This is a genomic window from Wolbachia endosymbiont of Ceratosolen solmsi (assembly GCF_017869155.1).
In the GTDB taxonomy this organism is placed as follows: Bacteria; Pseudomonadota; Alphaproteobacteria; order Rickettsiales; family Anaplasmataceae; genus Wolbachia; species Wolbachia pipientis.
In genome coordinates this window covers 846,608-860,144 of record NZ_CP054598.1, presented here as the reverse complement: position 1 = coordinate 860,144, position 13,537 = coordinate 846,608, and the positions used below count along the sequence as shown (strand labels likewise).

Sequence of the window (13,537 nt, the reverse complement as noted above, 5' to 3'; positions counted from 1 at the left end):
ATTCAACCAATGCTTGTGATAATTATATTAGCTAGTATTAGCTAGAACTAAAGGCAGAGGGTTATTAGTGAGGGATATATGGGCACTAACGATACACAACAAGAACACATTTATAATGAGCGCATTCAAGAAATTTTTCCTTTATTTGATAAAATAAGAAAGGAAGACGACCCAATTTATAATGCTAGAGTTGATTTTAACACAGTAAAGTTTTTAACAAAACACGCCAACTGGAATTGGGACGAAGAAGAAAACAAAGATAAAGCATATGGAGTTATTCTTCAGAAATGCGACAAGACAAAGAAAGCTGGACAAGACCTTGAAAGTGAAGTTAAAGAAAGGTTGAAAGAGTATGTTGATGATGTTGCAGGAGTTTCAATATACGGTAATCACGCAAGTATTACGCTGGGAAATAACAAAAAAGAGTTTAAAATCAGCGAATTTTTAAACAGTGATTTTTGTGAGAAGAATGAAATCTCGGGATTTTCAACATTGCATAGTGATGGAAAGAGCGGAATGCATGGTTTTGTTGCCGAGGAAGAAGGGAAAAAAATAAGACATTATGTCGTAACTGATGGTTCATATGAAATGACTTTAAAGTGGTATGCGGAGGGGAAGGAATGTAAGATCAAAATTAAGATTGATGCTAACGGTGTAGACCTTGTTAAAGGTGATGATTTTTCTCTAGAACGGTTAGAAGTAAACAGAGATGTAAAAATAGGTGGTTTATTCTTGCATGAAATACAATTCAGGGAGAAAGGACAAGGAAAAGTGAATGAGGTGCAACATAATAAAGACAGTAACGAGCTATCATCTGAAACTACAACAAGAATTGATGTTAATAGAGATGTTAGCGTTCAAGCTACTGATATAACTCGAAAAAAAGAAGATCACCATTCACATTTTGGACCACAATCTAACAGCAGAAGGCAGTCTTACGATAGCGGAATTGGAAAAGATTTTGATGATAAAATTAATTCTCAGGAGGCTAAAGAAAAGCGTGAGCTTAGACAAGCAGCACGAGAAGCAAATTCGGGAGGTCAAGTTTATAACCTACAATCGCTTTTTGAGGAGAATCCTCAGAACAAAAAAACTCCTCCGCCACTTCCACCTAGAACTAGTTCACTACCACCTAAAAAAGGTGTTTTCGATGAGCAAGGGGGAGCCAAATCTGGAAGCCAAAAACCAGATGACTTGCGCGAAAATGAGCAAACACCTAATAATCAGCAAAAAGGTGCAACTTCTGATTCTTCAGATAGTTCTACTTTCACCAAGTCTGTAAGCCACAATCAAGATAATAGGCAAGAAGATGAACGGTATGACAATCCTACATTTGGACATGCTGTACCTGGAAGCCAAAAACCAGATAGAAGTGAGCAAACACCTAATGATCAGCAACAACCTAAAACCCAGCAACAAGAAGGAAATAGCAAAGGCGATCTGTTACAAGACATCAGAAATTTCAAGAAAAACAACTTACGGCACATTGATGTTGATGATAGAAAAGCATCAATTGCAGGAAGTAGAAAAAATAACCCATCACCGTTAGAGACATTAAAGGACAGAATTCCTTATTCATCTTCTCCAGATAACAGTGATAACCAAGATGCTAGTGATGCTAAGTGGAAAGAAAGTGAACAGCCGCTCTCTGCTACAGCACTCAATAATAAAAGTGACTCGGGCTATTCATCTCCAACTCATGACAATAATGAACAATCTCAAGTAAATCCTGAACAGTTAAAGAAGAGCTTAGAGAACATTGAACAAAGTGATCAAACTCCACCTGAAAATCTTCTTAAAGAAATCAGAGATAGATCACAGCAGGATAATAGAGGATTAAGGCAAGTTGATCCTACTGATAAACTGTCACAAGATAAAGAAGATGGATTGCAAAAAGACGATTTAGCAGATGTAAAAATAGTGGAAGGTCCAACTGTTAGTGTCTCTGCTTCAACACCAAATAGTATAAGTGATTCAGGCTATATATCTCCAACTAATAGTGATAGTAAATCTCAAACAGATTTAAAACAGGTAGGAAGGAAATTAGAAGAACATATTAGACAAAGTAATCTAACTCTATTTGAAGAACTTAAAAATACATTAGGTCAAGAAAATCTCGGGTTAAAACCAGCTGATCAGAGTCAGATTAGCGAAGAAACTAAAAAACGCTTGAGAGAAGTTGGGTTGCTAAAAGACAGCTCAACAGACATAAAAGCAAACGATTCGGGCTATTCATCTCCAACTCATGACAATAATGAACAATCTCAAGTAAATCCTGAACAGTTAAAGAAGAGCTTAGAAAACATTGAACAAAAAGAAATCGGAGATACGAGTGAGTTAAAAGGAGCATTGGGAAACCCGGATAAAGGGTTAAGAGAACCGGCACAACAGGCTACTAAAGAAAATATTCCTAAAGATTCATTCTCAGAAAACATTTTAGAAAAGATAGGAGAAGGTAAACAATATGACCCTATACGTAAGTGGTTAGAAAAAACAGTGGCAGAACGAGAAAATAATGACACTAATCCAACTGTAGATAAAAATAGCGAACTATATAAATTACTAGAGAAAGATGAAGCACAACTGAAAGCTGGAGTAATAGAAGAAGAAAGAGGAGATACTTTAACAGAACACACTGATGGTTATGATCGCAATAGAATTGCATTAGCTAACAGAAATAAAAGACCACTAGATTGGGCTAAACAGGTTGCTGAGTCACAACAAAAAAAAGATACTAATAAAGGTATTTCAATATAAATTGAAGTTAAAATAATTGCTTAGCAAACAATAGGTTTCATGTAATGGTAACCCTATAACGGAAGAGTAGGAGCCGCGTAAGAACAATACGAACACTCCAGCTAGGCCTTGTATATTGCATCCCCCCGCCCTATTTTTCCACTCTTCTGATGCTAAATAATACTTAATTTCTTGTTCACTGAGACGTTTAAATTTCACTATTGTAACCACAGTCCTGATATGTTGTTTAGATTGATCGGGAGTTAATAGACATACACTGGTGTATACTCTATGCCTTCTTCCTGATAACAAGCGGATACATTTTTCTGCTTGCTCAACGTTTTCAGCTTTGAGCAATATCCTTCTACCACAAGCAACAACTGTATCAACACCAAGCACAAAGTAATTTGGATTTGAGCTTTGTATTTTCTCCGCTTTACTTTTTGCCATACGGATTGAGTAATCCTTCGGAAGTTCCTTTTTTAAAGGGGCTTCATCTATATCTGCTGGCAAAATTAAACCTGGCTCAATGTTTATTTGTTTTAGTAAAGCTATACGCCTTTTCGATGATGAAGCAAGAATAAGATTATTTAGAGATCGTTCTGTCACTTGTACCTTTAAGCCTTCTAATGATCCTACCCTTTCTCGCATTCCTATCGTAAATGCTCATCTCAACTAACACCCTATCCCCTATAATGATGCGTATTTTACTTCTTCTCACTTTCCCTGATACATGACAGATAATCTCATGTTCATTGTCCAGTTTCACTCTAAATTCTGCTGCAGGTAGTAAAGCAGTTACTGCCCCTTCCACTTCAAAAATTGTTTTCGATTTCTCGTCTTTTATCATATGTTATATTATAATTTAATAATCTTTTTTAGTCTACTATAGATTTTAAATTATTATCAACACAAAAGACCTTTTGCGCCCCACTTAAGTTGCAACTTAACCCCAACCATCTTCACACCCTACCTACGTTTCTACTCTCTGCCACCTTCTCAATAGAACTTATAGGACTTATGTTGAAAGATAAATCATTATCACAATTTTCTTCATCGCTATCAAGTCCACTATCAACGCTTAAAGATCTGAGTAATGTTGTCTTCTCTCTCAGTGGAACATAAGACTCATTATCAACGCTTGAAGATTTGGATAACCTTTTCTTCTGTCGTGGAGCATTACCAGACTCATTAGAAATTTCTCCCGTTAATTGATTGTTGAAGCTCCTTTGTTCATCAGCACGAATTTTTTCTTCCAGTCCATCAAGCATTCCTACCAATTCATCACCCCATTCATTTTCTTCTTCTAATAATTGTTTACACTTTTCTTTCTCACGCTCTAGCTCGTTTCTTAACTCTTCGACTTTATCTTCATCTTTAGTGAGTTCAAGTGTAAGCACCTTATCTCCTGGAAATTCCTCGTACTCGTTTTCTAGTTCTTCAATGTTGAGTTTTAGTCTCTCTTCTCCAAGTGTATCTTGTAAATCGCTATCCTGCCTATCTGATTCTTTAATCTTTTGCCCAATTTCTACTTGTACCTTATATTCCTGATCTAATTCTCTTAGCTGATCTTTCAAGCGCTCTTTCTGCTGGCGTCGTTCAACCATTATCTGTTCCGCATCTTCTCGTGCTTGATTTAGCTCTTTTTCCAAATTCTTCTTTCCTGCATTAACAATTTTCAGCTCTTCCTTTAGCTTTCTTTTTTCTTCATATACACCTTTAAGTTCTTGTGCTTTCCCTTGTAGCTCTTTTAACACACCTGCTAATTCTTCATTTTTTTGTGCCAGTTCAGTTTGCAATTCCGTGTTTTTTTGCTCCTCTTTTTCAAACCTGTCTTGTAAATCGCTATTCTGCTTCTCTAACTTTACAATTGTTTGATTAGCTTCTGCTTGGGTTGTTTCTAGTTTCTCCTGTAGTCGCTGATTTTCTTGTATTAATTCATGGTGCTTTTTATTTATCACTTGCAACCCTGCTTCTATTTCTTGCTTCAATTCAACAGCTTCTTTTTTCAAATTTGACATTTCTTGCTTCAATTCAACGTTTTTTTCGGACAGCATCTGATTATTTAAAATCAATTCATCCATTTGTTGTGAAGCAAATTCTGTCTGAGTTCCAGTGTGCTGTAAATTGACTTCCGTTTTAGTTTCGATTTGTTGTGAAGCAACTTCTGTTTGAGTTTCAGTGTGTTGTAAATTGACTTCCGTTTGAGTTGATGCATTGCTATTAATAGAAGGAGGAAGGCTATTGTCAGCATCAACTTTAGGGTCTAATTCCCCCTCTGGTTCCTTGCGATAGGCCACTATAGATTCATTTTGAAAATTGTTATTAGCAGTAGGCACAACATCAGCAGCCTTACCCTTTTCTAGTACAGCATCATATAAGGAGAGACTTTGAATATATAATTCATCATTTTGCTTTATCAATTCTAAGATCTCCTCCGATGAAACAAAATCTTCACCATTAAATTTTAGTACTTCAGTTATGCGACCGCTACTCACATTCATAATCATGGTACAAATTGAAACATTCCCGAACTCATCCTTTATAGGCCAAGTGCTTGTCATTTCATAACATGTGCCTTCTTTAAATTCATAATATCTTTTCTTATCTTCTTGATAAGCGTATATTTCATGTTTTTTATTGCAATAGATATTCAATTTTTTAATATCTTTCTCTTGCTGTAAAATGTCACTAATTCTTGTTGGCTCACTTTTATTGTAATTAATAAGGTTAACATTCAAAACTCTATGAGCATTATCAGTTTCTGTGTAATAAGCTTGAAGCTCTACGTCTTTCCTCTCAAAATATTTACTTGCAGTTTTTTTTCCCTGCTCTGCCAACTCTATGCATTTATCTATATCTTCCTTAAAGCTCTTATTAGCAGACTCTGTTACTGCTTTATCTATGTACGTTTGTTTAAAATCTCTATCGTTTATTAGGTCATAAAAACTCCACCCATCCCCAAAAGCCCCTGCACGTAAGTGAAATTCTTTTTTTTCCTTTAGTTCTCTTAAGAACCACACCTTTTCTTTCAGATTTTTCAGTTGAAAGCTTACCCTTGCCTTTACACTAGAGTTTTTGGCAGGAATACTAACTTCTTCTAATTCTTTAAGTAATTTGTTATTTTTTATAATTGAGGAGCAAAACTTTACAATAGCAGAATTTGCAAACGAAGGATCTTTTTTTATATCTTCATCAATAATTTCTTTAAAACGTGCAAATTGAGGTAGAACATAAAAATTGATTATTTCTTTTTCTGATCTTGTTTTATTAGCATAAGAGATATCACCTAATTGTGAATATAACTCTTTTAATGTATAGTAGATAAGCGTAGAGCAATAAACCTCCCTATTCAGTGAAGTTGGTCCAATACACTTTTCAAGTTGATCACCTGTTTTTCCTGCCTCTGCTGTTTTTTCTTCTTTAGCCAAACTTCCAATCATAATACACCTCCTTAACTATATTTATATTATACCAATTAACATATATTAAAAGAAATCAAACTGTATAACCTGGTCCTACACTAACTTTTATGATTACTTAATTGTGTAAAAATAACTGCAAGTGTTAAACTTGAGCTTTTATTTTTCATTATACATTTCTTACTACATGTTTATACTGCTGTCTTGCATAATAGACTATTCGAAGTTACACAAGTATTTTTTTTATTAGATAAGAGTTAGTAAGAGCCTGTTCATAATTTTTTCAGAAGTAAGGCAGTGAAAGCCAGAACTACCATTTGTAGGCTAGTATTGAGTTTTCGCTCACAATTTTTCCACAATCTTCTACATTTTTCTAACCAAGCAAAAGATCGCTCCACAACCCATCTTTTGGGCAATACAACAAAGGAACGTAATTCATTTCTTTTGATCACTTCAACGGTTGCACCAATAATCGTTTTTATTTGAGTTACAAAATTCTTTCCAGTATAGCCTGCATCAACCAGTACATTTTTAACTCCCGAGAGGTTTTCTTTTGCATTTTCGACCATTCTCACAGCACTGCTACGGTCAGTTATCTCTGCTGTTGTTGTATAAATTGCATGCTTGCGTATCTACTGCAATACGGCCCTGAAATCTTCTTGCCTGCATCATAGCTTCAGCAGTATCTGCATTTTTTATACTCTGTGCATCAATTATGCAGAAGCTTTTCCGACCATTGTTTTGTCGCAATTATTTTTTTTTAATACCAGCTCCAGAACACTTTCTTTATTTGCATCTGGTTTTTCACTCCACTTCTTAAAATAGTCGTAACAATTGCGCCATTTTGGGAACTCTTTTGATACCATTCTCCACTGGCAACCACTTTTTAACACGTATAACACTCCACAAAATACATCATGTAAATCAAGTGTTCTTGGTTTTGTCTTCTTTCTGCAAGATTCCAGATCTGCTACAATAATCTCAAACTTTTCTCGACTTATGTCACTTGGTTATAAACTTCGCATATCCTACTTTATATACTTTATCCTCTCACTTTATCTCTTTTTTGAGATTACGTACAGGCTCTAAGATACAAAGACGTTTTCAGAAATCTTTAAGCTTAATAACATCCTCTCTCTTTGGACTAGTTGAGATTAGATGAATTGGTACACCTATTAATTTTTCTAACCTGTCTATATATTTTATTAAATTGATAGGCAATGCTTTAATCGACCTTTTACCTTGAGTGTTTTCTTTCCAGCCAGGAAACTCTTCATATATTGGCTCTAATTCCCCTTGTATTGAATGCGATGCGGGTAAATAATCATACATTTTTCCGCTATACTTGTAACCAGTGCATATTTTAATTGTATCAAAAGAATCAAGCACATCTAATTTGGTTAATACAATGCTTGAAACTCCAGAGAGTTGTACGGCCTGGCGCACTAAAACTGCATCGAACCATCCGCAACGCCTTCTCCTATTGCTCACTGTTCCAAGTTCCTTGCCTATAGTAAATAAGCTGTTCCCCACTTCGTTCTTTTGCTCAGTAGGGAATGGACCATTGCCCACTCTTGTTGTATAAGCTTTTACCACACCAATAATGTAAGCATTGGAGGATAATCCTGAGCCTGTTATTGCTTGCGATGCTACGGTATTACTTGAAGTAACAAAAGGGTAAGTTCCGTGGTCGATATCTAAAAATGCGCCTTGGGCACCTTCAAATATTATTTTCTTACCTTCTTTCATCAAGTCATTTAATATCTTCCATACAGGTTTTTTATATGGAAGAATTTTTTCTGAAATCTCTTGAATTTCCTTTAATATTTCTTCTTTTTTAACCACCTGGTAGTTAAGGCCTTTTCTGATAGCATTGTGGTAATTCAGAAGAGTATCCACTCTTTTGTTGAGCTCATCTGCGTTTTCTAAGTCACAAAGGCGTATAGCTCTCCTGCCAACTTTATCTTCATAACATGGCCCTATCCCTTTGTTTGTTGTACCAATTTTGTGATTTCCGTTTAAATCTTCAAATAGCTTTTCCTTGTCCTTATGTACGCTAAGTATTAATGGACAGCTCTCGGATACCATCAAGTTGTTATAGTTTATGTCCACTCCTTTAACTTTCAATGACTCTATTTCTGAAACTAGAGCATGCGAATCAAGAGCAACACCGTTTCCTATAATAGATATTTTGCCTGGCCTCAAAACAGCAGAGGGCAGTAAATTTAATTTATAAACCTCATCATCTACTACTATAGTGTGCCCTGCATTATTTCCTCCCTGAAATCTCACAACTACATCTGCATTCTCAGAAAGATAATCTACTATTTTACCCTTGCCTTCGTCACCCCATTGCAGACCAATAATTACAATGTTATTCATCATTATTTTCTAAATTAATACATAAATATTAATACAGTACGCTACAAATGAAAAGAGAAATCTACGCCTTTCCTACACCCCTTAAATAAAGAAATATACTGTCGATTTTCTTAATATATTACCAAATTATTCATCATTATATGATATAACTTACAGCATATTTACAGTAAGGTGTTATTTATGAAAGAGACAAAAGGAAAAAATAATAAGAGTCCAGTAGTTAGATTAAAGGCCACAGCTAAAGAGTTCAATTTTAGTAAATTAAGAGCAGATCAAGATAATAAATTAGCGAATTCCGGTGAAACAATGTTCTTAGATTTTCAAAGGATGAATTTTATTATTAACGGAAAAGAAATAGATAAAAATCTTATTATTGCATTTAAGGAAGGAGCTAAGCACCGCAAAAGCGAACTTTTTAATAGTGATGATATATATAATGACGAAATATTTAACAAAAAAGGAACAAGAGAAATAGATACGGATCATGGCAAAGCTTTTGTTGCTTCAGTACTCGAAGATATTGAGAAAGAGCTTGTAAGTAATGCATTGGGTGAGCTATGGAAAAATCACTGTGAAAATTCCAAAACTGCCAATCATCAAAAAACCGATTCATATAAGAAAGAATTTGAAGAATTTTACAATGCTGGCCAAAGGTATATCCATCTATTACCAACAGAGAAAGATGAAAACAAGGATTACCGTTCCTTTGCAAAAGAAGTTTTCAAAAAAATGTTCAGATACGCTGGGGCAGAAGTTCCAAGTGATGCTATTTTAGAAGAGCTAGTTACCAATTGTAATCAAGCAGGGTATGAGGCTGCTCCATTTATACAAACCCAACTTGCACTTGGACAGTCGTTCATAGTAGAAAATCCTAAAAAAGTAATAAACATTGATTGTGCTAACCAAAATAATGTGAGAATTAGATCTGATATGAGGCTACCAATACTCTCTGTTAAAAATCAAGTTATGCATGGCGATAAGATATGTAATCTGTCTAGTTCATTGGAATTTACAATTGAATCTCACAATGGTGAAGACTTTGTAACATACAGAGATGGTAAATTGTCACTTACTATTCCTAAAGAGTTAAAAAATTATAAAGATAATGGCAAGAGCTTGTTTGACATTATTAAAGAATATTTTCAGAAATTCTGTGCAAAATTAGGATTTAAACCTGAGACAAAAATACAAATAGAGCATGGCTTCGGTGCTCAAAGTAACTATTTAGATGGTACAATATCAACCACAGGATCAGATGCAAATGAAGAATTTATCAATCTTTTAAGCGAAAATCTCAGAGAGAGGTTATTGGGGTCAGGAGTTGCTCTAGAAGATGAAGATGTTGATGATATTGTTGAAGTCAGAGTATCTACCGTTATAGATCTATTGAGTGATTATGCTAAATTGGAAGATAATAAAGAACACAGAGAGTTATTAATAAGTAAAGTAGCAGATAATTTAGGACTTTCCACTCAAGATAAAACAGCACCAGAAGTATTGATGGAATTAGGCTCTTTACCTTCTTTGATAAAAGGTCAGGTTAATCATAATCAAGTGCAGTCTGTTGTAAATACTTTTATTAAGTTAATTATTGAAGGGAAAAGCGAAGTATACAAAAAAGGAGGTGCGATTAATGCAATTGATGCAATTCATAAGGAGATAGATAAGGCAATTGTTGAGCAAGAAAAAAAAGCAACCAACAAACAAGATATAGAAAATGATAAATGGACAGATAGAATCAAAAAACAGAATTATTCTGCGGAATCACATGAACATTTACCTTAAAGATATTAGTAGGCTCTTTAAATATTTTAGAGTTCATGGTTGCAACGGTTGCTATTTTACAGCGCACCTCATCGTAAAAACTACGTGCCGTTGCATCATATGTTTCAAGAACGTTGGTAAAATGTTCAAGTTGATCTCGATTCAATACCCCTGATCTATTCTAGTTAGTTGGTCATTGCTGCTTTTAAAATTAGTTAGATCACATAACATAGCACGTTCTTCAGTTTCAGCAGGCAAGTATTTAAAGTGACCAAAGATATTTTGCCTAATTTTCTCTAGCATATTTACCTGTATACTTACAAAGCTACCTAATACCGCATACTGATTTCTCTCTTTATCTTATATAAATTAATTAAGTAAAGTGAATACAGTATCCACACTACTAAAAAAAATGTGGCACAAAACATAAACATTGCAACCAGTGGCAACAGCAGGGAACTTTCTATTGCTATTCCACCTTTTCTCAAAATGCTTGCTGGCTGATGGAGAGTGGACCATAAATTCACGGAAAATTTTACTATAGGAATATTTATAGCACTAAAGATGGCAAATACTGCTGCTGATTTTTCTGCCCTCGCTTCATTATCAAAAGCGCTCCACAATGAAAGGTAGCCAACATATAGGAAAAGTAAAATCAGCATTGAAGTAAGTCTTGCATCCCATACCCACCAAGTGCCCCAGGTTCCTTTTCCCCAGATGCTGCCTGTGATTAAACATATTGCCGAAAAGATTGTCCCTGCAGGAGCAGCAGCATGTGCCAAGACACTAGCAACGCTATTGTTCCATACCAATGAAATGAAACTGAGTGATGCAATTAATCCATATATTCCAAGAGCAAGCCATGCAGAAGGCACATGAATGTACATGATTCGTACAATTTCTCCTTGTTTATAATCTTCTGGAGAGAAGAATAACGCCAAAGACATTCCAATTAAAAAACATGCGAAACAAATAACCCCAAGCCAAGGTAGAGCTTTCTTAGAAAAATAAGAGAAATTTGTAGGCTTTAATAAAAACATTCGTTTTGAGAATAATTGTGTTAAGAATTTACCAATTAGTTTGAGTTTTATCAACAGGATAGTTTTTCTATATTTACGTAGGTCAACAAATTAGCATAATTTCAGTAGCAGATTGCTAGCTATTATTTTTAGTATATGACCCTTAAAAAGCTTAATCTACACTTAGTATCAGATTCAAGTGGTGAAACTGTTATATCAGTTGCAAAATCAGCTCTGAAACACTTTCGTTCTATAGAAACGATCGAATATGTTTGGTCTTTTGTGAAAAAAGAGGAGCAGATTGACAAAATTCTGGAGGAAATTAATAGGAAAAGTGATGAGCATAATTTTGTTATATGCACTATTACTGATGATGAGCTAAGAAAATATTTAAAAGATAACTGTATAAAGTTGAAAATTCCCTATAGAGCAATATTATCACATATTATTAGAGAAATTTCGTCCTATCTTGAAATTGAAAAAGACGAAAAGCTTGACTTGCATACTGAGATAAATAACGAATATTTTCAGCGCATTGAGGCAATAAACTACACTATTAATCATGATGATGGACAAAATATTCAAGATATTGATAAAGCAGATATAATTTTGGTTGGAGTTTCACGTACATCAAAATCTCCCACCAGTACGTATTTAGCTTACCGAGGCTATAAAGTTGCAAATATTCCTTTTGTTAGTGGAGTACCCTTTTATGTTGACTTGGCAAAATTAAAAAATAAACTAACGATAGGGGTAACAATAGACGTAAGTAGGCTAATAGAAATACGCAAAAATAGACTTACTTCAATTAACAACGAAGATAATAATATATATGCTAACCCTGAGAAAGTAGAAAAGGAAATTAAAGAAGCAGAGGAGCTCTTTAAACAGAATAACTGGCCAATTATCGATGTCACGCAAAAGTCGATCGAAGAAGTATCAGCAACAATTATACAATATTTTAATAAAATGTTATCAATTGACTAACTCTTGATAAGTGATTATAATGTAAAGTAATTTAATTCTTACTATAGATATGAAAGTCAAAGGGTCGCTAAAATCTCATCGTAACAGAGATAAAAATTGTAAAGTTGTGAAAAGGGGTGGTAAGATTTACATTATAAATAAGGTAAAGCCAAGGTGTAAAGCGCGTCAAGGTTCTTAGCTTTTTGTTCACCTTTTCATGTTATATATTTTTTATATGTGAAAGTACGGTGCTTATATCTAAAAAGAAGCAAAAGTTACTGTGTTTAAGCGCAGCCTTACTCATTTCTTCCCTTACATTATATTTCAGCATTAGCACAATTACAGGTAAACGTGGCTTATTGACGTTAATCGATTTAAAAAAAGAAATCGAGTACAATAAACTTTTGCTAAAGGATGTCTCTTCTGAAAAGGAAAAGTTGGACAACAAAGTATTTGGCTTATATGAAAAAAGCTTAGATTTAGATCTGCTTGATGAGCAAGCAAAAAATGCTTTAGGTTATGTGAACCCTAATGAACTTATGGTTGTTCTTGACGTGAAATAGCAGTAGAGATCTCCCTACGTCATACCGCCGCGGCGCTAACACGTAGCGGGATGACGGTTTTTCAAATTGTCGGTAAATCTAAGTCAGTTTAGCTATATTGTCTCTCACACCGCTTAGCTGAACAGACAATGGCGTCAACTTAAGGAAAAATGTCAGCGATAGTGTATAAAATTTCTCTCTAAAATTTTTACCATTAAATTACCCAAAAGCTGCATGACCTTACCCAGAAAAAGTGGAGAGAAAGAAAAGAGTTTTTTTGGGTAAAATAAAATTTTGGAGGATTAGAAATGGCAAGAGAATATAAGGCAGAATTCAAATTGGAAGCTGTTAAGCTGACAAATGAACAAAGAAAGGTAGGTCAACCAGTTGCAAAAGTAGCAAGAGATCTAGGAATAAGGGATAGTGTATTAGGAAAATGGATGAAGAAATATAACGAAAAAAAGTCAGCGGCAAATGCATTTCCAGATGTAGCACCTTATGACAAAGAGAGATTTGATTTACAGAAAGAGTTAGCAAAAGTAACAAGAGAAAGAGACATTTTAAAAAAAGCCCTGGCCAGTCAAAAAGAGTAAAATATTTTTTCATAAAAGAGCATAGTAAACACTATAAAGTGCAGGAATTATGTAGGGTTTTCTGCTAGTGGCTACTATAAGTGGACTACAAGGAAAATAAGCAGTAGAGAATC

The 13,537-nt window shown here is 34.6% G+C and carries 11 protein-coding genes and 2 pseudogenes; 6 read left to right on the top strand and 7 right to left on the bottom strand.

What is annotated here, in order from left to right:
- Window positions 1-78: 78 nt before the first annotated feature.
- On the top strand, window positions 79-2,757 hold the full coding sequence (locus HUB95_RS04205) for a hypothetical protein (RefSeq protein WP_209452338.1): 2,679 nt from the start codon (window positions 79-81) through the stop codon (window positions 2,755-2,757).
- On the opposite strand, the gene HUB95_RS04200 is transcribed toward HUB95_RS04205, so the two are convergent.
- The 5 genes and pseudogenes from HUB95_RS04200 to HUB95_RS04180 all read right to left on the bottom strand — a co-directional run bounded on the left by HUB95_RS04200 (window position 2,749) and on the right by HUB95_RS04180 (window position 8,540).
- Window positions 2,749-3,345 (bottom strand): Maf family nucleotide pyrophosphatase, encoded by a 597-nt coding sequence (locus HUB95_RS04200; RefSeq protein WP_007550161.1) that lies wholly within the window; start codon window positions 3,343-3,345, stop codon window positions 2,749-2,751. The genes HUB95_RS04205 and HUB95_RS04200 overlap by 9 nt on opposite strands.
- Window positions 3,323-3,586, bottom strand: a complete 264-nt coding sequence (gene infA / locus HUB95_RS04195; RefSeq protein ID WP_007550159.1) for a translation initiation factor IF-1 — start codon at window positions 3,584-3,586, stop codon at window positions 3,323-3,325. Before infA ends, HUB95_RS04200 begins: the two co-directional genes overlap by 23 nt.
- Before the next feature lie 112 nt (window positions 3,587-3,698).
- Window positions 3,699-6,179 (bottom strand): coiled-coil domain-containing protein, encoded by a 2,481-nt coding sequence (locus tag HUB95_RS04190; protein ID WP_209452337.1) that lies wholly within the window; start codon window positions 6,177-6,179, stop codon window positions 3,699-3,701.
- Between the two features lie 251 nt (window positions 6,180-6,430).
- A pseudogene (locus tag HUB95_RS04185) lies at window positions 6,431-7,159 on the bottom strand (IS5 family transposase).
- Window positions 7,160-7,262: 103 nt separating this feature from the next.
- A complete protein-coding gene (locus tag HUB95_RS04180; RefSeq protein ID WP_209452336.1) occupies window positions 7,263-8,540 on the bottom strand; it encodes an adenylosuccinate synthase in 1,278 nt (425 codons plus the stop codon).
- 180 nt (window positions 8,541-8,720) lie between these two features.
- Between HUB95_RS04180 and HUB95_RS04175 the strand changes: the two genes are divergently transcribed.
- Complete coding sequence (locus tag HUB95_RS04175) at window positions 8,721-10,325, top strand: hypothetical protein (RefSeq protein ID WP_174516894.1); 1,605 nt, start codon at window positions 8,721-8,723, stop codon at window positions 10,323-10,325.
- Window positions 10,326-10,466: 141 nt separating this feature from the next.
- Here HUB95_RS04175 and HUB95_RS04170 read toward each other — a convergent pair whose 3' ends face one another.
- Together HUB95_RS04170 and ccmC are read right to left on the bottom strand one after the other, a co-directional pair.
- Complete coding sequence (locus tag HUB95_RS04170; RefSeq protein WP_209452335.1) at window positions 10,467-10,607, bottom strand: hypothetical protein; 141 nt, start codon at window positions 10,605-10,607, stop codon at window positions 10,467-10,469.
- 26 nt (window positions 10,608-10,633) lie between these two features.
- The gene (gene ccmC, locus HUB95_RS04165; protein ID WP_015589102.1) at window positions 10,634-11,344 is read right to left on the bottom strand and encodes a heme ABC transporter permease CcmC; all 711 of its coding nucleotides are present in this window, start codon (window positions 11,342-11,344) and stop codon (window positions 10,634-10,636) included.
- Between the two features lie 135 nt (window positions 11,345-11,479).
- On the opposite strand from ccmC, the gene HUB95_RS04160 reads away from it, so the two are divergent.
- The 4 genes and pseudogenes from HUB95_RS04160 to HUB95_RS04145 all read left to right on the top strand — a co-directional run.
- Window positions 11,480-12,310 carry a pyruvate, water dikinase regulatory protein gene (locus HUB95_RS04160; protein ID WP_015589101.1) on the top strand — a complete coding sequence of 277 codons (831 nt, stop codon included), beginning with the start codon at window positions 11,480-11,482 and terminating at the stop codon, window positions 12,308-12,310.
- 49 nt (window positions 12,311-12,359) lie between these two features.
- Window positions 12,360-12,488 carry a type B 50S ribosomal protein L36 gene (gene ykgO / locus HUB95_RS04155; RefSeq protein WP_006279631.1) on the top strand — a complete coding sequence of 43 codons (129 nt, stop codon included), beginning with the start codon at window positions 12,360-12,362 and terminating at the stop codon, window positions 12,486-12,488.
- Window positions 12,489-12,537: 49 nt separating this feature from the next.
- The gene (locus tag HUB95_RS04150) at window positions 12,538-12,852 is read left to right on the top strand and encodes an FtsB family cell division protein (protein WP_015589100.1); all 315 of its coding nucleotides are present in this window, start codon (window positions 12,538-12,540) and stop codon (window positions 12,850-12,852) included.
- Between the two features lie 287 nt (window positions 12,853-13,139).
- Window positions 13,140-13,537, top strand: a pseudogene (locus tag HUB95_RS04145) (transposase); the annotation flags it as partial.

Bases quoted from the DNA above. Each gene is read 5' to 3' on its own strand.
- HUB95_RS04205 (WP_209452338.1), top strand. From the start codon at position 79: ATGGGCACTAACGATACACAACAAGAACACATTTATAATGAGCGCATT.
- HUB95_RS04160 (WP_015589101.1), top strand. From the start codon at position 11,480: ATGACCCTTAAAAAGCTTAATCTACACTTAGTATCAGATTCAAGTGGT.
- HUB95_RS04175 (WP_174516894.1), top strand. From the start codon at position 8,721: ATGAAAGAGACAAAAGGAAAAAATAATAAGAGTCCAGTAGTTAGATTA.
- HUB95_RS04180 (WP_209452336.1), bottom strand. From the start codon at position 8,540: ATGAATAACATTGTAATTATTGGTCTGCAATGGGGTGACGAAGGCAAG.
- HUB95_RS04190 (WP_209452337.1), bottom strand. From the start codon at position 6,179: ATGATTGGAAGTTTGGCTAAAGAAGAAAAAACAGCAGAGGCAGGAAAA.
- infA (WP_007550159.1), bottom strand. From the start codon at position 3,586: ATGATAAAAGACGAGAAATCGAAAACAATTTTTGAAGTGGAAGGGGCA.
- ccmC (WP_015589102.1), bottom strand. From the start codon at position 11,344: ATGTTTTTATTAAAGCCTACAAATTTCTCTTATTTTTCTAAGAAAGCT.
- HUB95_RS04170 (WP_209452335.1), bottom strand. From the start codon at position 10,607: ATGCTAGAGAAAATTAGGCAAAATATCTTTGGTCACTTTAAATACTTG.
- ykgO (WP_006279631.1), top strand. From the start codon at position 12,360: ATGAAAGTCAAAGGGTCGCTAAAATCTCATCGTAACAGAGATAAAAAT.